Genomic DNA, 25,148 nt, shown 5'->3' on the forward strand with positions numbered 1-25,148 from the left:
CTATATTTCCTCCTGTTAATATGGCTAAAAAAAATTTAAGCAATATATGCCCTTCTCAAATACCCAATAGTAAAATCTAGAGATGGAATATATTTTTATGTTTTGAAACCTGCTTTACTTGAATCTAAATATATTATATAGTTGGTATAATCGAACAAACAAGTATGCAGTTTTTAGACGCATACTATCCAGGAGGATAGTGTAATTATGAAAACATCCAAAGTTAGTGTCGCCGATAACGAAGAAACTTTTTTTGGCTACACCCTTTCTATTATCAACGGTAAATGGAAACTGCTCATCATTTACTATTTATCAAAACATGGTGACGTGCGTTACAACGAACTTCAGCGTATGATCGGTAAAATAACCTATAGAACACTCAGTTCCACATTAAAGGAAATGGAAAGTGATGGCTTAGTTCATCGTGAAGAATACCCTCAAATTCCCCCAAAGGTGGAATATAGCCTTACTGAAAAGGGACAAACCCTTTGGCCTATTATTCAGGAAATGTGCCAATGGGGAGAGCATAATAATGAAAAATAATGGTTGCTTTCGCATAGATTGTGGTTTTTCCACAGACCAGCTCAACCTTGATATAATCCGATTTACGGAGAGGGTTTAGTGTGCGAGAAAATGTATATGAAGAGTTCATTGAATTAATCACAATAAATTGTCTTATTTGAAGCTATAAAACTAGATTTACCTCCAGAAGTTTACCAAGAAATCGATCATTGGTTTCACTGGCTTGCATGAGTTAAGCACTTAGCAATAGATAAATGGGTGGAATATATTGATTTCAGCGTGTCAAAAAGCTAACTACAATTTGGTCATGATGATAAAAAGTTGAACATTTAGATGACAAAAAAACGCTCAGAGTTGCACTGCACCTCAATTATTAGACATCTTCTAACAATTGAGGTGCAGTTCATTTATTACTCTAAGCGTTATAAATTTATTAAAGCCTCTGTTTGTTGAGTACTGTTTTACCGCTTCTCCTTAAGTATGATTACAATATTGAAATCATTATGATTCTTTAAGAACCCAAGGTGTTTCTGTTTCAAAATCAATCTGAAGAGCTGGTCTGGGAAATGCGGCGGGAACAAACTGTAAATCGTTTGAAAAAGCAAAAGTGAAATGACCAATTTCCACTACATTTTCATCATTCCAACTGTGAGAGTTAACAGGTTTTCCCTTAATTATTTTGCCGACGATATGGTAGCAACCACTGTATAATTGCAGCCCCTTTTTATTGGTCCCCAATTCTGATAATTGAACACACTTAGTAGGATTAATACCGAAACTATTAAAAAAATCCAACTCTACATTTGATAAAGATTTCATACCTTCGTAAAAGTTCAAACAATCTAAGCATTGGCATAATTCCCAATCATTATTGTATTGTTTTTTTGTTGCTTCGATATCTACTTCTATTATCCAATTATGGATTTCAACTTTTTGAATCAATTTCACCACTCCCTGAACTTATTCACAAGGACAATGCTAGATTACTAAGTTATTAAGGAATCATACCCTTTGATAGAATATGTGCCCCATAAAAAGTAAATTATTCCCTTCTTTCTTAAAAATAACACTTTTTATAAAAAGGGCAAAATAAACAAAGGTTCCGAAGGCTCCTTTGTCTCTACACAAAAAGGTATAAAACTTCAATTAATATGAGGGGTTATACCTTTTTTGCAGTTTTTGACCTGATAGAAAAACAACTAGTTTATATTATATAGCAGTTAGCGGATTCTGTTGTTTAATCTCCTGAATCGATAGATGTACAGCATAATTCCCATACTCAAGAATTTTATCCAGAAAAAGATTCAAATGTTCCTGGGAGTTAACTTTTAGTTTTAAATGATAACAGCCTTCTCCCGATACTCGGTGAACTTCCACTACCTCTTTCCATTCATTCATTAATCGTATAAACGAATCATGGTTTGCTGTTTTCATATAAATAATGACAAACGCCGTATACGTAAGCCCTACTTTCATTTCATCAACTAGTAGAGAGTAGGCTTTAATGACACCATTATCCTCTAGTTTTTTTATCCGATTCCCTACCGCTTGTCCCGTCATATGAATTTGTTCACCTAAGTCTTTCCATTGAATACGTGAGTTTTCGGATAATAACCGAAGGATCTGAAAATCAATATTATCAAGTTCCATAATTAATTCCTTTCACCATGAAATTGTTTGGGAGTAAAGTGTTTCGTCAACTTATCGATAAAAAGCATTATACGATATATGATTATAGTGTACCAAAATACTTTGAACGAGGTGGAGAATTATGAGCACAGCTCTAATTATTGTAGATATTCAAAATGACTATTTTAAAAATGGAAGGATGGAATTAGTTAATCCAGATAAAGCGGCTACTAATGCTGCAAAAGTTCTTGATTGGTTTAGGCAGAACAACAAAGAAAATATTTTTCATGTCCAGCATATTGCAGCTGATCCAGCATTAGGATTCTTTCTTCCGGATACAAAGGGCGCCGAAATACATGAAACTGTTCAACCTTTGGAAAACGAAATTATGATCATCAAACATTTCCCTAACAGCTTCTTAGAGACTGATTTGGAAAGCAAATTAAAAGAAAAAGGAATAACCAAGGTAATCGTTGTCGGTATGATGACACATATGTGTATTGATGCAACAGTCAGAGCTGCAGTGGATTTAGGATATGAAACTACACTTATTGAAGATGCATGTGCGACTCGAGACATGTCTTATGAAGGTAAGACCGTTACAGCTGAGCAAGTCCATTATGCATTTGTTAGCGCACTTAATGGTATGTACTGCGATGTAAAATCGACTGAAGATTTCCTGCAACAAAACTAACAAAATTCACAAGAACAAAAAAAATGTAAAAGGCATTTGTAAATGATCTTATTTTCAAATGCTTTTTTTTTCGTTTTCTAGAAACATTCATCGAATATTAGCCGGATAACTCTCATTCTTTTTTCTTTAAGTCATCTTTAGTAGGCAAACGTCTTAAGTTTATCGCAATATTTTACCAAATTAAATTGTCTAACATTGAGGAAATGAAATGACTTTTGGTAATTCTATCCTTTGTTTCAACAATCTCTTTAAACTGCAGTGACCACAATTCCCCAAGAAATATATTACTTTATGGAAATTCTAGGATATTATTCAATTGAAATCACTTCAAATTGTTCCTTACTCCAGAAACTTCCATATAGTTTAAATAAAGTAACTATGCGAACTTATTTCAAGAAACTTTCCCTTTGGCTTCAAAAGCAACTTTCGCTTTTTCTATAAAATTCCAAGTTCAAATCCTCTTTTTGCACTTTCTATTGCTTCTAGTGCAAATTGAACATGATCTTCTATCGTGCCCACGGACAAAACATTTACAGATAGTGAGTAATGTTAAACCCATTATCAAAAATTGCTGCAAAAATTTAAAGTTAGTTCATCTACGAGTAACTTTCTACTTTCTATCATAAAAGCGAGTGAAGCTATATAATAGGTGGTTGTTAAAGATACGATAAGCTCATTTGGATTTCGCACCATTCCAAACAGCCTTCACATCTGTTTTCATTCACCCATTTCTACATTTATTCATTAACATAGTAACTGATATGTAAACTGTAGAGTAAAACAATCAAGAAAGCAGTTTACTCTACGGATGATAGTTATCACTCTTCTAATCTGACTTTTTGTTTACATAAAGCGTTTAGTACAACTGACACGGAACTAAATGTCAATGCGGCATCCGCAAACCAAGGGTCGAATATCCTGATTGCAGCGATTGAAATACTAAGTGTATCTTAGCCCATTATCCAAATAAGTTTTTGTTTAACGACACATACTGATTGCATCGTCCATACTGTTTTAAATCCTCGCGAATGATCATGATCATCACATTGGCCGTTTCCATTGCTACATCAGCCCCTGTACTGATGGCCATCCTACGATAAAACACGCGAGGGGGTATTTAAAATTCCAAAAATAATTACTATTATTCCTAAAACTACTCCAACATACCCAACACGGTATATAAAGTGTTAATTTTAAAGGGAAAAACCGTCTCCCTTCACTACACATGTTAGTAAATTTCATGCGTTCGAGAAGAGCCCATACCAGGGTATTTCATTATATAATTCCCGGTAAAGTCACCCAGAAAGTATTGCTCGTACTAGTCGTATCAATTCCAATTTCACCTTGATGGTGTCGTTCGATAATTTCCTTTGAGATCGCAAGTCCTAATCCCGAACCTCCAGTCATGCGGCTTCGGGAAGAATCAAGTCGGTAAAACCGGCTAAATACTTTTTCTCTTTCTATTTCCGGTATTGGTTTGCTTGGTCCTGTAACCGAAATACAGTAATCCTTTCCTCGCTTCTCTCCTGCCAATAAAATTGGCCCGTCTCCCTCATAATAGCGAATAGCATTTTCCAGCAAATTGCTAATGACCTGTTGTATTCCCACGACATGGATATCTACCTTTCCTGATTCAATCTCTAGTAGTATCGGAATATTCTTTTGTTCCAAAGTCCTTTCAAACATCGCAACGCATTGATTCAGTATAGGTTTGATTTCATATGTTTCTTTTTCAACAATCGATTGGACTGACAGGTAATCCCATTCTTTTAATTGTTCAAGTTGTTCAAGCATTTGAGACAATCGGTTTGATTCTTGATGTAGGGATGCGAAAAGTACCTGATCTCCTATAATATCTCCATCTTTCAATGCTAGCAGATAACCATTTAAATTCGATAAGGGGGTTCTTATTTCATGTGATATGTCTGTAACAAGTCTGTTCCGATGTTGTTCATTCATTTGTAACTGAGCAATTAGCCCGTTGTACTGTATAGCCAACTGACCGATTTCATCATCTTGATATACTTCTACTGGTTCTGGAGAATGACCAAGCTTCAACTCTTTGGTAGATTGTATCAAACCTCGGATCGGTTGAATAAAACGTTTAATAAAATAAAAGTGTAGAACACTACCAATAAAAGCAGCCATAATCATTAAGATCCATAGGTAACTAAGCAGGGTACGATTAAATCGCTGTTGCCGGGGTGTATCCAAATTCCCTACTTCTACCGCTAAAAAGCATGCAGTACTATAAATAGCCCAACCACTTATGGCAGTTACCATCACAACAACTAAAATATTTAAAAACGTTAAACGCCATAGAAATCCGATTGGTATGAAGCGGACAAAAAAGTTATATATTCGAGACAAACTTGTACCCCATTCCCCTAACAGTTTGGACACGCTTTGGTTTCGATGGATATACTTCAATTTTTTCACGAAGTTTTTTTATATGCGCGTCAATGGTACGGTCCATCACACTTCTTTCCATGCTAGGGTGAATTTGCCCGATAAGTTGCTCACGTGACAATACGATATCTGGATTCTGCATGAAGTAATACAATAGATTAAACTCATATTTTGTTAGTTTTATAGCTTTTCCGTAAAGTAAGACTTCTCCTTTTCTTGGCATGATACATAACCCCTCGTAGACAATTTTTTGACAAAACTGTTCAGTTCGCCGTAATACAGCCTCCATTTGAGCGATAAGTTCATTTGGATCAAATGGTTTTGTTAGATAGGCATCTGCTCCTAATCTTAAACCACAAATTTTATCCTCAATTCGTACTTTTGCTGAAAGCATGATAACCGAAACCTCATTATGCTTTTGCTCACGAATCCAAGTGCAAAATTCTTCGCCACTAACCTTTGGAAGCATGAGGTCCAATATGATTAAACAAGGTTGATGTTCTAGAAAAACCACTTTCGCTTCTTCTCCATCACTTGCTTCCACAACATCATATCCATTTTTCTTTAAATAGATGAGTATGAGATTTCGAATCATTTTATCATCTTCGACAACCATAATCCTTTGTTTCATAGGAATCACCTCTATTCTTAGTTTATACAATAGAAGAGTCCTATTGCATCATTTCAAACTGCTGTACCATGAAATCATAATTCATTGCACCCATCATTACAAATTGGATGCGCCCATTCGAATCAATCATATAGGTTGTAGGGTACGCCAAAACTTGAAATTCTTTTGAGACAGCTGATTCGTTATCCAAAGGTATTTTTAACGACAGGTTTAATTCGTCAACAAATTTAGGAACATTTTTTGAACTCGATTCCGTTTCAGATAAATTCACAGCTAATACTTGTACATCTTTATTATCTTGGAACTTTTGCATATCAGGCATCTCGGCGCGACATGGCGGACACCATGTTGCCCAAAAATTTAGCATGACTCGTTTACCTCTATAATCCGACAACTTCACTACCTCTCCGTCTAGAGTAGTAAGTTCAAAATCAGGAGCAAGCTCACCTTTACGAATTCCTGGATTACTATATTCACTAATTTCTCCTGAATTATATATTTGCTCCGAGGTTGCACTACCATATTCCCGAGCAGCTTTTTCATTTGAAGCGGCTAATAACTCATAAGTTGTCCAACCAACTAACCCTATGACTATGACAATAAATACTACATTCTTCATTCCTCACTACCCCCTTCACCCTAATTTTTCGAACCATGTATCCTGCACTAACTTTAGTAAAAACTCGGTGATCCGTGGCATCTGGCCAGTTAATAAGATAAACCCCATAATGATCATAATCAAAGCGCCTGTTTTCATAATTACTAGACTATGTTGAGTAATCCACTTGGTTGATCCTAGGAAAAATGTTAAGAGAAGAAATGGCAATGCAAACCCAACTACATACATGACCGTATATATGATTCCTTGACCCGGATTACTAGCTGCCAAAAATAAAATTGAACCGAAGATAGGCCCAATACAAGGTGTCCACCCAGCTGCAAAACCCATGCCCACAAAAAAAGTGCCTAAATATCCTACTGGTCTTTTTGAAGATTGAAAACGTCTTTCCTTCATTAATACTGATAAATTAATCCACCCTCCGACGAAAAGACCCATGAAGATAATGAACACTCCGGCTAAACGTTGAATAAAGAGCCCTGTATCACCAACTAATAGTGTTTGAATAAACTGCCCTAAATAGGAAGCTCCAATGCCTAAGCTAATAAAAACAAGGGATACACCTAGCAAAAAAAATATTGAATGACTTAATAATTTACTCCGTATTTTAATATCATGATTTCCTTGCAGTTCCTTAACACTGATTCCAGTAACATAAGATAAGTACGCAGGAAAAATTGGTAACACACAAGGCGATAAAAATGATATTGTCCCTGCTCCTAACGCCAAAAACATTCCTATTACTAACATCGTATCTGTCTCAATCCCACCCACTTATGCCACCCTCCTTCTTTTTCCGAAAAACAATTAATAGACAACATATTATGAGAAGTAAAACCAAAAACCATGATGCCATTGTATAACCAAATACCATTGTGATTGGCATCACAACTGTCAATCCTAAACTTCCCACACTCCATCCAAGGAATATCAATAGATTCAACCAATAAATAGATACATACTCACGTAAAACTACAAATGCTACATTTAATAAAGCGATTAAACCCATATATCGGATTGAATAAGTATTGTCATTCCAAATAATTTGCATAAATTCATACACAAATGAGGAGATTAAAAATATATGTGTAAAGGTCGTTAAAAATGGAAGTATATCTATTCTTCCACGTTTAGATTGAATCATGATTGTTATTACACTCAATAGAATAGCTAAGTAAAATGCATATGCGTCACTCGGATAAGACAATATGGCCAACGGATCTGCTATAAAGACCGAAAAGTTTAATAAGATTTTCCCAAGCCAAATAAAAATAATAAAGTTTGTCAGTTGACCCACTATTTCTTCCACATAGATTTTCTTTTTTTCTTTTGCTAAATCACTTAATAAGTAGTATGTGAGAGATCCCACACTGAAACTTAAAATGATAATACCGATTGACGATTGTATACTCGACATTCCCACACTCAAACCTCCAGATAAAGATTGCTCAATGTCTATGTTACGAAAGGTTTATGAAAGTTTGATGAAAATGGATAATCATTCAATTTAAATGGCTTCATCAAAAAAGACGACTGGAATAAATTTTCCAGAGTCGTCTATTATTATTGATTAACTATATTGAATCATTTCTCCAAACCAATATTATTGCTTTAATTCTGTTATTCCACTGGTTTTTTTCCAACAAATTGAATGACATGTGACAGTCCATTATGGAGTTCTCCCTCATGACGGACAACCTCTCCCATGAAAAAGTGAATGATCTGCCAATCGGCAAAGTTTTGCAAAAACTCTTCCGGTGTATATAAAAAATTCAGATCTTTCGGTCCACCACTCTTATAAGGGATTTGGTAATGTGAATACACCTCTGTCAGATAATAACCACCTGGCTTTACGGCTTCCTTAATACCTTGAAGTGTTCTTTTTCGAAGTTCTACTGGAAAGTGCCCAAAGATACATACAATTTCATCCCATTTGGCTTTACTCCAGTTAGCTTCCTTTAAATCAACCAGTTCAGTCGATACCACTACCCCTCTTTCTTCTGCGAGCTTGTTTATTTTTGCGAGCCCTGATTCTGCGTAATCCCATGCTGTGACGTTCATTCCTTGCTCAGCTAAATAAACTGCATTACGACCTTCCCCTTCAGCGATAGCCAAAACGTCACCGGTTACTTTTATTTCCTTCTGAAATTCCGTCAAGAATGCATTTGCTTCCTTACCATAAACGTAATTCTCTGTTTGAAAGCGGGTATGCCAATGATTCATCTATTTATCATCCTTTCTTTGTAATTTCTGAATCTCTAATTGCAAAGTGACATGATTGGAACTAATTTCTTACTTTATAAGGTAAATTAACCGAAATTAGTTATGGAGCTTTATCCAATGCCTATAAACCCTGATCATTTACAGAGCGCTGATTTAATTCATTTGCATTTGATATTAATCTAACTTTTCAACCATCATGTTATAAATTTTGCTTATTTTTTCATGCAAAGATTGCATATGAACAAATCGAGCTTCCCTTATAACTTCCTTACCATCTACAAATAATAGCAGTACCGGTACAGTAAAAATCGAAAAGCGTCCTGCTATTTCTTCGAGATCATCGGCATTTATATGACCTAGCTGTATTAGTGGGAATTCTTCCAGCAAATCTATCAACTGAGGCAGTATAACATGACATACTCCACAATTAGTTCTTGATACATATAAAAAACTAAATTGATGATCCCTGATAAATTTTTCTACCGAGTCAAGCGATGTTAATGTAATCATAAATTCTCCTTATCCTTTCATTTTCATTCAAAATTATAATTTAACTATTTGCCGTCACAAATATTAACAAAGTTAAAATTCTATAACTGCATCAATTCCACTTTGAGACATATGGGTGGAACACAATTTCCCAATGAATATGCAAATACCTATATTATTGTATTTAAAAATCCATATTTACAATAGATATTGACACCGCTAACCGCATATTGATTTGGCCTATCTTCCATTTCATGATGTTTCTCTACATTTAGATCAAGCCCCTCTTATTTATTTAGAAAATTTCTGGTAGGCATTTATATCTTCCATTTTTAATCCTTACCTTTAAGTAACTTAAAGTATGGAACATTAAATTAATTAAAGTCTTCTCCTTTGTTTTCCAGTCTGCGAAATCACTTTCAATAATAAGCTTAATATGATTTGCCACATCTTCATATCAAAGACATATGAATCAATAGGCTCATGCTAAAAAAAGGTGCCTGTCCTCGGCGATGTGAATCAATTATTTCGAAATTTTAATAGGTTGTCCAGAATTTACTTCTTTTGGACAACCCTTTATTCATTGTGCTTTATTTGATTGTTCAATATAAGTATCCATCTGATAAAGATCCAGAAGCCTTATTTTTGGATCCATGACAAGGCCGTGTCTTCAGTCTTCTAATAGCAACTTCGCTTTGATTATATGTAACTGATGCGCTTTCTAAATAAGAGCTAAAGTAGTGAAAAAGATATATTTCCCTGGGATTTTTTTCGATGTGCACTAAATAGAAATTTATAACTGCAACTTCTTCCGATATATTTATTTTTCAATTGCCTTACAAATTAAGTATAGATTAGAGTTATTCGAATAGGTTCATGATTGAAAGATTCATAAAACGCTCTCTTCAAAAGTTTCCCTATAATTGGTTAGTCTAGCCCAATACTAAGTCCGTTTCGCAAAAGTGAAATCGATTGTAATGTTCGGGTTTATCAAGGTGAGTGCATAATACCTATATCAGATTTATGATGGAATTTTTAGAAAGATAGTCACAAACAAATGAAGTAGGGATTGCTGATGCAAATTTTCTCGTTAAAATAATAAAATCGATGTATATAGCAAGATGATGCATGAACTATTTGAATACAAAGTCGTTCTTTTATATTTTTAGTTCTAGTAATATAATATTTCTGCAACAAAAATAACACGAAAAACATTTTCCGTGTTATTTTTCACTTGTAAATCCAGTGCCACAGATTAGTTTACTACTGATTAGCACATTTTGATAATCAAAAGCCTATCTACGAGTAAATTCATATTTATAACTGTAAAGAAATATTCATCTCTCCAATTGCTTATTTAGTTTCTAGCCACAAATAATATATGTCACTATTTTGTCTAGTTAAAATTAAGTTTATGAGCTACCATTCTGCAATGGTGCCATCCTTATGCCTCCACACAGGGTTTTTCCAACTATGACCAACTTGCGCCTGTTTTCTTACAAACTCTTCATCCACACTAATTCCCAACCCAGGTTTGTCCAATATTTTTACGTAGCCATCTTTATATTCGAAAACAGAATGATCTGCGAGATAGTCTAATAAATCATTACCTTCATTATAATGAATCCCTAAGCTCTGTTCTTGAATAAAAACATTGTGTGCTGTAGCATCCACTTGTAAACAAGCAGCTAACGCAATAGGACCTAATGGACAATGTGGAGCAACCGCAACATCATATGCTTCTGCCAACGCGAAGATTTTTTTACATTCTGTTATGCCACCCGCATGCGAAAGATCCGGTTGAATAATATCCACATAGCCATCAGATAATAATTTTTTAAAATCCCAACGAGAGTACATGCGCTCCCCGGTCGCAATTGGAATTGTAGTTGCATGTGCAATCTCACGCAGTGCTTCATTATTCTCAGCTAACACGGGCTCTTCAATAAACATCGGACGAAATTGTTCAAGCTCTTTAGCTAAAACTTTAGCCATCGGTTTATGAACACGGCCATGGAAGTCTATGCCAATCCCAAAATCAATTCCAACTGCGGTTCGCACTGCAGCGACTCTTTCAAGTACTTCATCAATCTTCTTATGTGAATCAATATATTGTAATTCTTCTGTCCCATTCATTTTAATAGCTGTGAAACCAGCATCTGCCTTCTCATTAGCCTCTTTAGCTACATCAATTGGCCGATCACCACCAATCCAAGAGTAAACACGAACAGAATCGCGACATGCCCCACCTAACAAATCAGAAATGGGGGCATTGTAAAATTTCCCTTTAATATCCCACAACGCTTGGTCAATTCCAGCAATGGCACTCATTAATATCGGGCCACCACGATAGAAGCCAGAACGATAAAGAGTTTGCCAATGATCTTCAATTCTCATAGGATCTTTACCAATTAAATAGTCACTAAGCTCCTCGACTGCCGCTTTTACTGTATGGGCTCTTCCTTCCACAATAGGCTCGCCCCATCCAACAATACCCTCATCCGTTTCTATTTTTAAAAACAACCAGCGTGGTGGAACGATAAAACATTCCATATTTGTGATTTTCATAGTCATCCCTCTCCCCCTAAATACATTCTTGCAAACCCCAGAATCTTGCTGATTGAAAATTTAGTTAATAGATTTCACAGATTACGAACGACTGAAATGAATTGTTCTGCTTTGTCTGTTAACCCTGCTAAATACTTTTCAGTAACTGGTTCTTCTGAGTTCACCAGTGAGCCCCCAATACCACAGCCAATCGCACCTGCTCTAATAAAGGACTGGATATTCCCTAAATTTACACCGCCAGTGGGTAACAACGGGATTTGTGACAATGGTCCAAGTATATCTTTAATATAATCTGATCCTAATGAAGCAGGAAAAACCTTGACTATATCGGCTCCGTGTTCAAATGCAGTCAAAATTTCGGTTGGTGTAAATGCACCTGGAATGCTTAAAGCTCCGTACCTTTTCGTGCACTTAATCGTTTCAAGGTTTACCGTTGGAGATAAAATGAATTTTGCACCTGCTAAAATAGCAGCACGTGCAGTTTCCGGATCCAGCACAGTACCTGCTCCAACTATTATGTCATCTCCAAGTTCACTCGTTAGCTCTTCAATTACTGTTAGTGCTTTAGGTGAATTCATCGTAATTTCAATTATTCGTACACCACCATCACGCAAAGCTTTAGACACTTTTAATACATCAGCTGGAGGTAGATTTCTTATGATCGCTATCAATTTTTGATCTTGAATGGCCGAAAGTGTATCCATCATCTATTCTTCCTTTCCAATATAATCGCATCATCGTTTAACATCTTCATTATTAGTGGTATGCATGAGTTTTTCTAAACCTGCTCTATCAGGTAAACCTTCCACATCTCCATTAACTGTTGCAACGATTGCTCCTATTGCACAAGCTCTAGCAACAGCTTCTTGAATTGGTAACTGTTCCAGTATTCCCGAAAGAAAACCTGTAGCAAATCCATCACCCGCACCTACAGGGTCAACAACCCTTTTTATGTTTAAGGCAGGGACATGACCACTCTCTTCATTCGTTGAATAATATGCGCCATTTTCCCCTAATTTAACGACAACAGTCTCTGCTCCCAAATCGTGAAATGATTTTGCAATCTCTTTTTCATTTCTTTTATCAAATAAAAATTCCCCTTCAGCAATACCAGGCAGAACAATATTAGACTTTTCGGCTATGGATACTATTGCCTTTTTCGCTAAATCATCAGACCATAATTTCCGCCGGATATTCGGGTCTAATACAATTTTCACACCATTACGCTCCGCTATTTTAATTGATTGGAATATCATCTCACGGCATGATTCACTTAAAGCAGGTGTGATGCCTGTAATATATAAGTATTTTGATTTTTTTATATAATTCTCATTCAGATCTTTGGGCCCCATCAAACTTGCGGCTGAATGTTGCCGATAATAATAGATTTGTACATCGCTTTCATTTATCATCTCTTTGAAAAAGATTCCAGTCGGGGCACCTGTCGTTTTCTTCACCTGAGTAACATCTACCCCTTCCCCCCGAACAAAAGAAAGAATAGAGGCACCAAACTCATCCTGCCCTAATTGACTAATCCATCCTACACGATGACCTAGCTTTGCAAGACCAATCAATGTGTTTGTTTCTGCTCCCGCAATCCTGCTAGTGAATTGATTAGCATACCTCATTTGACCATTCGTTTCCGGTGTAAATAAAACCATAGATTCCCCAATACTAATAACATCCATTCTCTCACTTCCAATCTAGTAAAATAAGATAAATGAGTAATCACCTAAAATCCGGATAGGGAGCTTTCTAGAAAAGAACTCCCTGAGTAACCGTAAATCAAATAATTGTTAGAGCGCTACTCATCTGTGTAATAAAGATCGGACTTTAAATATTCCTAGTAACTCACCAATAGTTAATGAAGTTTCTGGCTGGAACTGATTACTTTTCATATAATCTATTAGTTGAAAAAATAAATGATGAGCCTCAGGCCGCTTCATTGTTTGTCTGTTTGCCAGATTAAATGAAGAAACAAAAAGCTTTCCTCTTCCTACCTTCACTTCGTATGCATATGCTAGATGTTTGGCACGATTGAAATTATCAATTACTTCTACAATCGGCTTTACTTGTGGAATAAGATCCATACCAAGAGCTATTGTATTATTAACTAGATGGTACCAGTGCCAGTCAGAGAACCCATCATGTGGTATGTTACTCAGCGCTGGATGGGGATGAATGATCATGCCCATCGTCGTACCGTTTTGTTCAGGAAACCAGACATAGTTCCAGAATATCGGCAAGTATTTAGTGTGGATCTCATCATGCTGGCGACCTTCCTGGGCCATTAACCAGACCGATCCACCATCAACTAAATATTGAAGAACATCTCTTGACAGTTGATCTGTAATAACCAAATCCACTTCTTTGTCCTCTTTAAAACTAAGATGATCAATGCCAATTGTTTCTTCATTCCGAGCCCCATAAAGAACAGTGCTTAGTGAATCAATATTCGTCCAAATTCGCTCTTGATTTTCAGGTAGCTTATGTCGTGGAAAAGTCCAGAAATCCCATTCATTTGTAGATATTACCTCGTTGATTATAATTGAAGCGCTTAATTTCAACTTGCGGCCAACTCCATTCGGAATTCGCACACGTACCTTTAAGAGTTCTAAAAGTCCATCACCTGGAACAATCGTTATATGTTCTTTCCCTTCTTCTACTGGTTGGTTTTCTTCTTCTAATTTCCAAGATAGTACTGCGGAAGTTGCTTCCTCACCAAAATGAGAAACTTCCAAATCCGCAGATAATATTTCACCATTGAAGTATGTCCGCTTATTCGTTCTCATTAACAATACTGTTTGCTCATTAAATTGCCGGAATGCAACTGGATCAATTATATTTTTAGCATCCCAAAACACATCTAATATCCCCACAGTAGCATGCCCCTGGCCTGGAAAATCGCGAATATCTAATAACTGAATGCCTGAAAGCCCTTTTGTTCTTCTTGCTTTTTCCATTGTTTCCTTTAACGAGCGAACTAAATGTGCACCTGTAGCTTCAATAAATGCATCTACTCGACCTTCCATCTTTTTAGCAGAAAGAGTTTCGTTTATTGACTCCAACCAATGCGGTTTGATAATCCCTTCATATTTTTTAACTTCTTCTGGGCGAACATACATAGTAAATTGACCATGCTCATGGGCAATTAATGGCTTATTCTCCAATCTTGTGACTTCTCCGTAGTCAAGCGATGTATCGGGCAGGGCTGAATGCTCGCTATTATAAGGAGGATGCCAGTTAAGTGTTGGAGTAAAATAATCTCCTTCACGATCATGTGCAGGTATTTCACCAAAACCCGTATTATCTGTATACAAACGGGTATCATCTAGTTCTCTTGCATACTTAACTAATTCATTTAATTGAGGATGTCCTTCTGCACCTATTAATTCATTCCCCATTGATAGCATGACAAATGATGGATGAGTATGTAGATTTTCAATCATACGCTTAAGTTCCCGTTTTAAAAATGCATGTGTTTCCTGATTTGCATCCTGATTTCTATAGATGTATTGTCTGCTCCAATGAGGTAATTCCGTTTGAACTAGCATACCTTCTTGATCCGCTGCCTCCCAAAATGGTTCCGGTGGATTCCACCCATGCAAACGAACATGATTGAACCCATAGCTTTTCACAATTTTGAACTGTTTTCTACAATGACTAACATCCCATACCGGATACCCCGTTTGTGGAAAAATACAACAATCTACATAACCCGCTAAAAAGGTAGCCTTACCATTCAACATAATATGTTGACCCTTTGTCTGAATTGTTCTTAATCCAAATTTAATGTACTTTCTATCGTATACTTCCTCTTTATACATTAAGATCAATTCTACTTCATATAAATATGGATTTTGCGGAGACCAAAGATTCGCATTGTCTCCGAGTTGGAGAGTAATAGATTGTTCTCTAACGATATTTTTTTCTGTGTCATTAACTTTCAGATTTGCATATTCAGTAGCAACTAGCCCACCGTTCGAATCATTCACCTTTGCAACGAGAGACCAATTTCTTAGATCTTTGCATCCTTCTCGGTCTACCATCACATCAAAAGTGACACTCTTTTGAACAGTATCAGATTGAACCTTGACATCCTTCATGGAGTAGGGTAATTCTGCCTTTATTTCAATCCCTCCAGTAATTCCTCCCCAATTAGTAGCTGTATGGTATGAATGAATATGACTTTCATGTAGAGAGTAATTCATCCTGTTATCTACACGGATTACAAATCGATGCTTCTTTCCTGCTTGAACAAATGAAGTGATATTGAATGGGTGGGAACTAACGAGACTTTCACCTTTTCCTACAAACTTCCCATCTATCCATAATTCGGTTAACCAACGTACCCCTCTTAAAATTAGGGACATTTTATGGTTATCAAACGCTACTGGTATATTTACTTCTTTCATATACCAGCCCACCCCTTCGTATTCTCTATCCTTCTTCCAAGTACCGATTGGTTGGTGGGATGATCGCATACCGTATCCCTGTTCCTCCCAAGAACTTGTTCCATTAATTACATTATCCGGAAATTCAGTTGTATGCTGATGCCATTTCATATTATCTTCTGGGTCCAGTGAAAAATGCCAATCCTCATTTAATTTCAAAACTTCCTTTTGTTCTTTCAAATTTTGAGATAACATACTCTATTCCTCCCGTTTTTTAATAGATGAATATGTTTTTATGTCTGCAATCTTTCACGAGTTACCCAATAGACTATTTCCTTCACTTAATAAGGACCTTTTAAAAATATCGAACATTCAATTTCAACTCAACCATATAAGGCAACTGCCTCTAGCATATTTCTGAATTGTATAATCGTGCGGACACCCCTCCATCTATCACTATATTTTCACCCGTTATCATAAAAGAGTCGTCTGATGATAGATAAACTGCCAGTTTACCAATATCCTTAGGTGTACAAATCCTTCCTAGTGCATGCAATTGCTTCACTTCCTTACTGATAAGGTCTTTATTTTCTTTTTCTAAAAGCCATTGATTATAATGAGGTGTATCAGTAAACCCCGGACAAATAGAGTTCACTCTAATTCCATGCTCCCCCAAACTAAGAGCCATACTTTTTGTCATGGCATTAATCCCCCCTTTTGCGGCCGCATATATTTCCGAATTGGGAAGAGTTGAGATGGCATGATTGGAAGAAATATTTATTATTGCCCCCTGCTTTTGCTTTTTCATATGAGGCAAAGCATATTTGCTACATAAGAACGGCCCCCTTAAGTCGATGTTAATTAATTTATCCCAATCGCTTATGGTTGCTTCCTCAAGTGGTTTAAATAAAGTAATGCCCGCATTATTTACTAATGTATTTATCTTTCCAAACATGCGCATCGTTTCTTGAATCATGTTTTTGATACTCTCTTCTGATGTGATATCTGTTTGAATAAAGGCTACGTTGCCTCCTTGATCTCGTAACTCTTTTTCCGTAAGTTTTCCTTCCTCATATTCTTTAGTTGCAATGATAACTGTCGCACCTTGATCAATAAAACACTCAGCAATTCCTTTTCCAATTCCTCGGCCTGCGCCGGTTACAATCGTGACTTGACCATCAAGACGCCTCATAGGATATCACCCCATTTCTATTTTTAAGATTGAACAGCCCCACTAGTTAAACCGGATATAAAATGCTTTGATGCTAATATAAAAGCACGTACTAAAAAACAAATAAGTTTATCTTTTGCTTCTTCACAGGTATCCCTTCTTTTGACAACGCTTTCATTCATATTTTCATTATAGTAAGGTGACCTTAATAAAGTCAAACTATTTTTTCACTCGTTTGAATTGATTGAATTATCTTTATTCCCCACCCTGTGGATTAGTGCTATTATTTCAAAGGTATATCGAACAATATGTGTTCTTTTCCGTGATTTCGAAATATTGTTATTATACTATTCCTTATATATAATAAACTTAGTTTATAAAATACCTAAATATATATGACCATGTTATAAGGAGTAATAATAAATGATTAATAGTTCTCGAAAAGTTAGCAAGGACTTAATGAAACATTTAAACCAAAAAATAATTATGAAAATCTTAAAGGAAAATGGAACCGCTTCTAAATCTGAGTTATCCAAGATCACTGGGTTAACAATCCCTGGAGTTACCGACATCGTTAATGAACTGGAAAAATACCACCTAATAAAAAATGTTGGAGAATCGCGTATTAAAAGAGGAAGATTTCCGACATTGTTTGAATTAAATAAAGAATCGTTTAAAGTAATTGGCATAACGATTCGATCTGAATCGATTAGAATCGGATTATTTAATATGTTAGGTGAAATGGTATACTTCTCAGAGAATAATTTACCTAAAGATACTTCTCCTGAACACACTTTGGAATATGTTGCTAAACTAACATTTCAATTACTTAAAGAATCAAATACGAATATAACAGAAATTAACGGTATAGGCCTTGGCATGCATGGTATAGTAGATCCTATAAATGGAATTTCTATCTATCCCCCTCATTTTAATTGGAGAAACATACCGATAAAAAAAATACTGGAAGAGAAAACAGATTTGCCTGTTATAGTGGATAATGACTGTAATTCATTAGCCTTAGCTGAATATTGGTTTGGGAAAGGTGAAGGGTTGAATTCTTTTATTATCTTAAATATCGATTATGGAATTGGAGCAAGTATAATGATCGATGGAAAGTTATTTCATGGGAGTGATTTTGGAGCAGGTCAGATTGGTCATACGATTGTTCATGATAACGGTTCACGATGTACTTGCGGCAATTATGGATGTTTAGAAACTATCTCCAGTGAATTGTCCATTATTGAACATATTATCGTTAAAATTAAAATGGGGTTTCCTAGCAGCATTACAGAAATGGAGAAAAACCCCGATAAGATTACCCTAGATCATTTATATTTAGCGGCTGAACAAAATGATCAGCTCGCTGTAACTACTTTAGAAATCGCTGCGCGCTATTTAGGTATCGGTATTTCTACACTCGTAAATGTTTTTAACCCAGAAAAAGTGATTGTTACAGGTGGTATATTGCGCGGGGGCGATGTTGTAATGCGTCCATTAAACGAATCTTTTAATAATCACGCTTTGATAACTAATGTAGCTAAATTAGAAATTACAGAATCTAGACTTGGTAGAAAAGCTGATGTTCTTGGGGCTGCAACATTATGGATTAATGAACTATTTAAAGGCGAGTTGTCTTTAGCTGAAATAAGAAATAATATTCCCGAAATTGAACCTTAAGCTATTCCAAGTGCTATTATTATCTGTCTAACTTTTATAGAGATACTAAGTATGAAGGTCAGGCATTACTTTTAGCTCAAAATGGAAGGAGTATAATATGAAGAAATTATTATGGAATTTTAAAGTTCCTAGAATTAGAATGCCCGTTATTTCTAATGGACTTATTTATGGTGATTCATTATTCGTATCTATTTGTTATGAAAAGTCAGGGTTCTATGAGAGTAAGTTATTAAGTATAGATCTAAATGATCAATCTAACAAAATTATACTAGAAATCCCACATTTACTCAGAGACTCCGGCATTATCGAACACGATAAACTATATATCACATCATTTGATGGGAACGTATACTGCATTGACATTTATACTCAAAATATCCTTTGGAAATATAGTACAGACCCTAGCAGGAACCTTAACCCAAATATCAATATTAGAGGCAATCATCTGATCTTTACGGAAATGCATGGCCAAGGGAAATTTACGTATTGCATTGATAAAAACTCCGGTGAAGAAGTATGGAAGTTTCAAAGTGATAAGCATGTGGCTTCCAATATACTCATTAAGGAAAATCTTGTTTTCCACGGTTCAAGTGACGCCTTTTATTGCTTGGACTTACAGAGCGGCCGTCTCAAATGGGGTTTCGGAAAAGACCTTTATAGTTATTCATGCGCCTTTATTTTAGATGATGCGGTTGCCGTTTGCTCAGCAAATGGGACTTTATATATTTTAAATATACATAGCGGAGATTTATTAGCTTCATTAGATACGTTGGGTGCCATTTATCGGAAACCATTTATTCAAGGTAACAGAATCTATATTGGGAATGAAAACGGACTGTTCGCGTGCTACGAATATCAAGAGGTTAATAAGAATTTAGTTAAGATATGGAGTTTCAATGCGAATGAGATAATTTCTTCCCCTGCGATAACTAGGGATCAATCTATTCTATTTGGAACTGCCGATCGTGTTGTATATCAATTATGTCTTGAGACAGGAGCTTTATTAAACAAGCGAAAGTTAAAGAATGCCGCTGTAGATATTCTCATACACAATAATACACTCCTTATTCTAAGCGATAGAGGACAAGTAGATTGCTTAGAAATGACAGACCTTTCAAGCGTCTAATCGATAGTATCTTAATAGAAAAATATTATCTCGAAAAAAGAGATTTTTCCATCTGCTTTTTTCGAGATAATATATATATAACGTTAACCTTATTAGGATATTTATTAGTTATAAAGGTTTGAGTTATTGATATTGCTGGATGTAATCGATGATTGCCTGTCTGTCAGGCGGATTGATGTTTATAGGAATTGCATTAAATTCATAAAACTTCAACTCTTTTACTTCAGATATTTCTCCGATTAGATTGCCGCTAAACTCCTTACAAATATATGTAGATGTCACATTATAAACTTCATCACCATGGGGGTACTTATAATAGAATTCTTCCCCCGAATAAATTTTAAATAGATGAAGTTCTTCAGCAATTATTCCGGTTTCCTCTTTTAATTCACGCGTCGCTGCAAATTCTAATTTTTCTCCTAACTCTAGGGAACCTCCAGGAAGTCCCCAGCATTGATTGTCTGTTCTTAATTGGAGCAACATTTGATTATTGTTATTTACGACAATCACATTTGCCCCTAACATCAATAACGGTCTTGAACCAACCATCTTTCTTAACTCCGCCATATACCCCATCGCATCCACCCTTTTAATAGCCTTGCTTTATATTTCCACATGACTATTCCCATTGTATAGCTAGACATCTAAGTTTATAAATACTCTTATAGAAACCAAATAGTATTTCTATCCACCCATCAAACAAATTGTCATTTTTGATTAATTTGTTTAATCTTTTCAAGATCTACTTTTGGTTTTCTTTCTTCTGTGAGTAGTCCATTAATTTCTTGCTGTACATCTGTGATTTGGGTGTAGCAAAAGCCACTAACATATGCTGTATCCTTAATAGCTTGGGTAATAGATTCATAGCGATGCAGGAATTCTTCTTCATTGTCCACCTGATTACCATATCCCCAGCCTTCCTCACTATTAAATGCGATACCACCATACTCACTTATAATAATTGGTTGGCCATCGTATGAATAGTTTTTTGCCATAGCATGCTTGGAATTATTGAAGGCAATATCATTATTAATAACTCTCTCTTTATCGGCATAGCGCTTAGAAAATTCGTCGCCATACTCGACATAATCATGGAGCGTAATAATATCCGATATTGTATGCTCCCATCCATCATTTACGATAACCGGTCTCATGCTATCAATCGATTTAGTAAGATGGTAGATAGCTTCAGTAAATTTCTGTTGCTTCACATCTGTGTATATATTCTTTACTCCCCAAGATTCATTAAACGGTGTCCAAGTAATGATACATGGATGATTATAGTGTTGTTTTACGACTTCTATCCATTCTTCAGTAAAGTTTTGCACCGACTCATCCGAATACTCATATGTTGCAGCCATTTCTGACCAAACGAGAAGCCCCTTTTTATCTGCCCAGTACAGGAAACGTTGATCTTCAACCTTCATATGTTTTCTAACTCCGTTAAATCCCATCTCCAGCGTTTTATCAATATCTTCAATGATTGCCGCCTCTGAAGGTGGGGTTAAATGGCTATCCTTCCAATACCCTTGATCCAAAAGCAAACGTTGATATATTGGAACATTATTCAGTAGAACATTACCATTTTCAATTGATATCTTTCTCATCCCAAAATATGATTGTACTTGATCAAGTATTTCATTTTCTTTGTAAAGCGTAAATTCTACGTCATATAGATGAGGTTCTCCTGGACTCCAATGCATTATTTTCCAATGAAAATTTTCACTCGCTAGATTCATTTTTATATGATGGTTTTGACGATCAATATTAAAGGTGATTTCCTTAATCCGCTGATTATTGAAGGAAATCGTTGTTTGCAGTGTAAGATCGGAATGAATAATCCCTTCTGAAAATGTATAGTCGAATTCTACTGATTCTGTATCAATATCAGGTGTTATTTTTACCGATTCGAGATTTTCCTCATTTAAAAACTCCAGCCATACAGTTTGCCATATACCTGTCGTTTGAACATACCAACAACCAAAATTTTCATTTGTCCATCTTTGTTTTCCTCTCGGTTGGAAACAACTATAACTATCTTCATTTTTAACGACAATATTTAGCCCATTGCTTTCATCAAGATAATTTGTGATATCAAAAGAAAACGCGACCTGGCCACCTTTATGTTTCCCCACAAATCTACCATTCACCCAAAGCTTTGTAATATAGTCAGCCGCTTGAAAATGTAAAACAATTCTTTTATCTCCAAATTCTTTAGGCACTGTAACAAACTTCTGATACCAAATATTCGGATAAAACTTCTCTTCTTCTATTCCACTAGATTTTGTTTCGTATGTAAAAGGAACGTTAATTTTCTGTTCAAAACTTGTGGAATTATACCAACGCTCTTTTTCCCCTATATTATTTTTGTCAAAAGTAAAATTCCACTCACCATTCAAATTCATCCAGTCTGCTCTTTCAAAATGTGGTCTTGGATATTCTTTTCTTGGTATCTCTTTGTTTGTCATTGGTTTCATTCTCCTTTGATTATCTTTTACTATTGTAATTATAAAATTTATTAAATATTACTCACCCTCTTGTAATGAGGATGATGGTTCAAAATGCACAGGTAAACGCTTACAAACGTTTACTATTTAAAAGTAATATATCGAGATTCTGCATTTTGTAACTTCAAGAAAAAATTATCATAGATTCACCCTACTCTCATCGTGACTATAAATTGAATTTTATTCCAGCGAACAATAAAGTTATATACTACATTTAGTATAAAATATGTTAATTCAGCAATAAACCGCAAAGTATACTTAGTATAAAAACTAATTAGTAAATTAATTTAAATACTTAAATACACCCATCTCCATCATCAAGTTCTAGTGTTACAGGAATAAAGATTCTTTTAGGCTTGTATTCATTAAATATCTGTTCTATTAACAATTCGACCGTTCGTCTACTGCATTCCTTAATATTCTGGCGAATATGGGGTATCGAGATTCCAGGATGATCAAATGTAATTAGTTCTATCTCCCGATCACTCTCCTTTTTTATAGCATTTATAGCTACATAGGTATACTGTGCCAATTCTGCATTCATTGTAAAAATCGCGGTAATAGCGGGTTTGCCCTGCAGAAACTCTTTTATAAGTGATGGCGTTTTATCTCTACCAATCTCGTTAAATGGTAAGAGCAGCCATGAATTCTTGTCCACTAATAAATTCTTTTGCAAAAATGCTTCTTCGAATCCTTTTACTCTTTCATTTGTAACTGTGTTCGTAATAAGTGGGGTTACTAATCCTATATGTCTATGATCTTTATTTAATAAATATGAAATTGCTTCCATTGTACCTTTTACATTTTCCGAAGATACACTATAGGAGCGAATATTTTCTAGATATCTGTCTATTAAAACGATCGGAAATTTATCAAGCGTTAAGCGAAGAATCGTCTCATTATATGATTCTTTTTCTGTAGGAAATATGATAAGACCTATTGCTCCTGCGTCCTGAAACATTTCTATCGCATCCGTCTCCTGAAACTGAGATTCCCGCGTAATTTTCACCATTAAGTTAAATCCTTTTTTCGACACATATTCTTCTATAAAATTAACAAACTCTTGTTCAATTCTAGTTTTCATACTCGGTAAAATTAATCCGATAATACCTTTCGATTTATTTACTTGAATATTACATGAGCTTAACAATTCGCTCTCATCAATAAAAGTGCCTTTCCCTTTTATTCTTCGAACGACTCCTTCTTCTGCTAGTCTATTAAGTGCATTCTTCGTTGTAATCTGACTTACATGAAATTGGTCCATTAATTCTTTTTCAGATGGAACTCGATCTCCCAAACGCAAATAACCTGACTGAATTTGTTCTTTAATATGACTTATTATTTGTTGATACAAAGGTTCATTTGTCATAACAAGTCTCCTTATATCATTTTTATACTAACTAACCTAATTTGGAAGTTTCTACTCCTATATAGTTAAGCTCTTATCTTATACTAACAGGATATACTAATAATTCATTTTCCTCCAGAGCCAGATACTATCTCTAGCAGGAAGTGTCATAGTGAAACGACAACAGGGTATTTCTTCCCCTCCAAAGGAGTACATTACAGCAATATTAAATTTAATCGCTTAGATATGACCACATAGAGCGATCATAAAGTAATAAATTTACTTATAACCAAAAAGGCTTCGGAAATTATCCAAAGCCTTTTCATCTTATAGTCATTTATGTTAAAACCTTATTCATGCTACCACTCTTATAACCAATTAAATCTAGTGTAATATATTTATAACCAAAATCTTGCAGTCTTTTAGATATTCGTTCGCGATGATCCAAAACGATCTGCATATCACCTAGCTCCACTTCTATCCTTGCAACATCTTCATGTGTTCTTACTCGTACTTGCCGAATATCAAGTGACTTTAAGAAAGCCTCTGCTTTTTCAACTTTAGTTAACTTTTCTATTGTAATTTTTTCCCCATATGCAATCCGAGAAGATAAGCAAGCAAAAGATGGTTTATCCCAAGTCGGTAAATCCCTTTCACGTGAAAGCTCCCTGATTTCTTCCTTATAGAGATTAGCCTCAAGCAATGGACCTCGCACACCTTGCTCTTTTGCTGCTTGCATACCCGGCCGATATTCACTTAAATCATCTGCAATTACCCCATACACTACATTTTCAAAGCCCTTTTCCTGCATAATAGGAATTAAATGATCAAACAGACTACTTCTACAAAAATAACAACGATTTTTATCATTTTCTGTGTATCCTGGGATAGCCAATTCTGAAGTCTCGATCACTTGATGTTGAACACCAATTAATTGCGCCAATTCTTTTGCTTCTATCAATTCACTCGTTGGATAAGTTTCAGAATCCGCTGTCACAGCTAACACATTTTCCGTCCCTAAAGTATCCATCGCAGCTTTTAATAAAAATGTACTGTCAACTCCTCCAGAAAAAGCCACAACTACCTTTTCCATTTCTTGAAGAATGGAAGTTAATTTTTCATATTTGTCTTGGACCAT

At 35.5% G+C, this 25,148-nt stretch carries 23 protein-coding genes; 4 read left to right on the forward strand and 19 right to left on the reverse strand.

Annotated elements, in window-relative coordinates; translation table 11 throughout:
* Nucleotides 1–207: 207 nt before the first annotated feature.
* A complete protein-coding gene (locus tag BLE01S_RS07305) occupies nucleotides 208–543 on the forward strand; it encodes a winged helix-turn-helix transcriptional regulator (RefSeq protein WP_066139095.1) in 336 nt (111 codons plus the stop codon).
* A 480-nt stretch (nucleotides 544–1,023) separates the two neighbouring features.
* Here the strand turns inward: BLE01S_RS07305 and BLE01S_RS07310 are convergent, their stop codons facing one another.
* Together BLE01S_RS07310 and BLE01S_RS07315 are read right to left on the reverse strand one after the other, a co-directional pair.
* A complete protein-coding gene (locus BLE01S_RS07310; RefSeq protein ID WP_066139096.1) occupies nucleotides 1,024–1,464 on the reverse strand; it encodes a hypothetical protein in 441 nt (146 codons plus the stop codon).
* Between the two features lie 267 nt (nucleotides 1,465–1,731).
* Complete coding sequence (locus BLE01S_RS07315) at nucleotides 1,732–2,172, reverse strand: Lrp/AsnC family transcriptional regulator (RefSeq protein WP_066139098.1); 441 nt, start codon at nucleotides 2,170–2,172, stop codon at nucleotides 1,732–1,734.
* A gap of 121 nt (nucleotides 2,173–2,293) precedes the next feature.
* Between BLE01S_RS07315 and BLE01S_RS07320 the strand changes: the two genes are divergently transcribed.
* Nucleotides 2,294–2,845 (forward strand): cysteine hydrolase family protein, encoded by a 552-nt coding sequence (locus BLE01S_RS07320; RefSeq protein WP_066139100.1) that lies wholly within the window; start codon nucleotides 2,294–2,296, stop codon nucleotides 2,843–2,845.
* Nucleotides 2,846–3,803: 958 nt separating this feature from the next.
* On the opposite strand, the gene BLE01S_RS21270 is transcribed toward BLE01S_RS07320, so the two are convergent.
* From BLE01S_RS21270 to BLE01S_RS07380, 13 genes are all read right to left on the reverse strand, one after another.
* Complete coding sequence (locus tag BLE01S_RS21270; RefSeq protein ID WP_274379902.1) at nucleotides 3,804–3,935, reverse strand: hypothetical protein; 132 nt, start codon at nucleotides 3,933–3,935, stop codon at nucleotides 3,804–3,806.
* 185 nt (nucleotides 3,936–4,120) lie between these two features.
* The gene (locus BLE01S_RS07325; protein ID WP_231955818.1) at nucleotides 4,121–5,215 is read right to left on the reverse strand and encodes a sensor histidine kinase; all 1,095 of its coding nucleotides are present in this window, start codon (nucleotides 5,213–5,215) and stop codon (nucleotides 4,121–4,123) included.
* Complete coding sequence (locus BLE01S_RS07330; RefSeq protein WP_066139102.1) at nucleotides 5,199–5,885, reverse strand: response regulator transcription factor; 687 nt, start codon at nucleotides 5,883–5,885, stop codon at nucleotides 5,199–5,201. Before BLE01S_RS07330 ends, BLE01S_RS07325 begins: the two co-directional genes overlap by 17 nt.
* 40 nt (nucleotides 5,886–5,925) lie before the next feature.
* Entirely contained in the window at nucleotides 5,926–6,504 is a 579-nt protein-coding gene (locus BLE01S_RS07335) for a TlpA disulfide reductase family protein (protein ID WP_066139109.1), read from the reverse strand.
* A 15-nt stretch (nucleotides 6,505–6,519) separates the two neighbouring features.
* Entirely contained in the window at nucleotides 6,520–7,278 is a 759-nt protein-coding gene (locus BLE01S_RS07340; RefSeq protein WP_066139112.1) for a cytochrome c biogenesis CcdA family protein, read from the reverse strand.
* Nucleotides 7,265–7,921, reverse strand: a complete 657-nt coding sequence (locus tag BLE01S_RS21010) for a hypothetical protein (RefSeq protein WP_174521708.1) — start codon at nucleotides 7,919–7,921, stop codon at nucleotides 7,265–7,267. Before BLE01S_RS21010 ends, BLE01S_RS07340 begins: the two co-directional genes overlap by 14 nt.
* 203 nt (nucleotides 7,922–8,124) lie before the next feature.
* Nucleotides 8,125–8,727, reverse strand: coding sequence for an SAM-dependent methyltransferase (locus BLE01S_RS07350; RefSeq protein WP_066139118.1), 603 nt, complete (start codon nucleotides 8,725–8,727; stop codon nucleotides 8,125–8,127).
* A 174-nt stretch (nucleotides 8,728–8,901) separates the two neighbouring features.
* Nucleotides 8,902–9,237, reverse strand: coding sequence for a thioredoxin family protein (locus BLE01S_RS07355; protein ID WP_066139120.1), 336 nt, complete (start codon nucleotides 9,235–9,237; stop codon nucleotides 8,902–8,904).
* Nucleotides 9,238–10,635: 1,398 nt separating this feature from the next.
* Nucleotides 10,636–11,784, reverse strand: a complete 1,149-nt coding sequence (gene dgoD, locus BLE01S_RS07360) for a galactonate dehydratase (protein ID WP_066141011.1) — start codon at nucleotides 11,782–11,784, stop codon at nucleotides 10,636–10,638.
* 74 nt (nucleotides 11,785–11,858) lie between these two features.
* Nucleotides 11,859–12,488: a bifunctional 4-hydroxy-2-oxoglutarate aldolase/2-dehydro-3-deoxy-phosphogluconate aldolase gene (locus BLE01S_RS07365; RefSeq protein WP_066139123.1), complete on the reverse strand. Its 630-nt coding sequence runs from the start codon at nucleotides 12,486–12,488 to the stop codon at nucleotides 11,859–11,861.
* A gap of 30 nt (nucleotides 12,489–12,518) precedes the next feature.
* On the reverse strand, nucleotides 12,519–13,472 hold the full coding sequence (locus BLE01S_RS07370) for a sugar kinase (RefSeq protein ID WP_066139127.1): 954 nt from the start codon (nucleotides 13,470–13,472) through the stop codon (nucleotides 12,519–12,521).
* A 120-nt stretch (nucleotides 13,473–13,592) separates the two neighbouring features.
* Nucleotides 13,593–16,433, reverse strand: coding sequence for a glycoside hydrolase family 2 protein (locus BLE01S_RS07375; RefSeq protein WP_066139130.1), 2,841 nt, complete (start codon nucleotides 16,431–16,433; stop codon nucleotides 13,593–13,595).
* 151 nt (nucleotides 16,434–16,584) lie between these two features.
* Entirely contained in the window at nucleotides 16,585–17,370 is a 786-nt protein-coding gene (locus tag BLE01S_RS07380; protein ID WP_066139133.1) for an SDR family NAD(P)-dependent oxidoreductase, read from the reverse strand.
* Nucleotides 17,371–17,772: 402 nt separating this feature from the next.
* Between BLE01S_RS07380 and BLE01S_RS07385 the strand changes: the two genes are divergently transcribed.
* Nucleotides 17,773–19,029: an ROK family transcriptional regulator gene (locus BLE01S_RS07385; RefSeq protein ID WP_066139137.1), complete on the forward strand. Its 1,257-nt coding sequence runs from the start codon at nucleotides 17,773–17,775 to the stop codon at nucleotides 19,027–19,029.
* 97 nt (nucleotides 19,030–19,126) lie between these two features.
* Nucleotides 19,127–20,155: an outer membrane protein assembly factor BamB family protein gene (locus tag BLE01S_RS07390; RefSeq protein ID WP_066139141.1), complete on the forward strand. Its 1,029-nt coding sequence runs from the start codon at nucleotides 19,127–19,129 to the stop codon at nucleotides 20,153–20,155.
* 123 nt (nucleotides 20,156–20,278) lie between these two features.
* Here BLE01S_RS07390 and BLE01S_RS07395 read toward each other — a convergent pair whose 3' ends face one another.
* The 4 genes from BLE01S_RS07395 to larE form a co-directional block, all read right to left on the reverse strand.
* On the reverse strand, nucleotides 20,279–20,731 hold the full coding sequence (locus tag BLE01S_RS07395; RefSeq protein ID WP_066139144.1) for an NUDIX hydrolase: 453 nt from the start codon (nucleotides 20,729–20,731) through the stop codon (nucleotides 20,279–20,281).
* Nucleotides 20,732–20,862: 131 nt separating this feature from the next.
* On the reverse strand, nucleotides 20,863–22,623 hold the full coding sequence (locus BLE01S_RS07400; RefSeq protein ID WP_066139147.1) for a glycoside hydrolase family 2 protein: 1,761 nt from the start codon (nucleotides 22,621–22,623) through the stop codon (nucleotides 20,863–20,865).
* Nucleotides 22,624–22,957: 334 nt separating this feature from the next.
* Nucleotides 22,958–24,031 carry a GntR family transcriptional regulator gene (locus BLE01S_RS07405; protein WP_066139150.1) on the reverse strand — a complete coding sequence of 358 codons (1,074 nt, stop codon included), beginning with the start codon at nucleotides 24,029–24,031 and terminating at the stop codon, nucleotides 22,958–22,960.
* Between the two features lie 316 nt (nucleotides 24,032–24,347).
* On the reverse strand, nucleotides 24,348–25,148 hold the full coding sequence (gene larE / locus BLE01S_RS07410) for an ATP-dependent sacrificial sulfur transferase LarE (RefSeq protein WP_066139153.1): 801 nt from the start codon (nucleotides 25,146–25,148) through the stop codon (nucleotides 24,348–24,350).

This window comes from Lederbergia lenta NBRC 16444, from assembly GCF_001591545.1.
GTDB classification, from domain to species: domain Bacteria; phylum Bacillota; class Bacilli; order Bacillales; family Bacillaceae_C; genus Lederbergia; species Lederbergia lenta.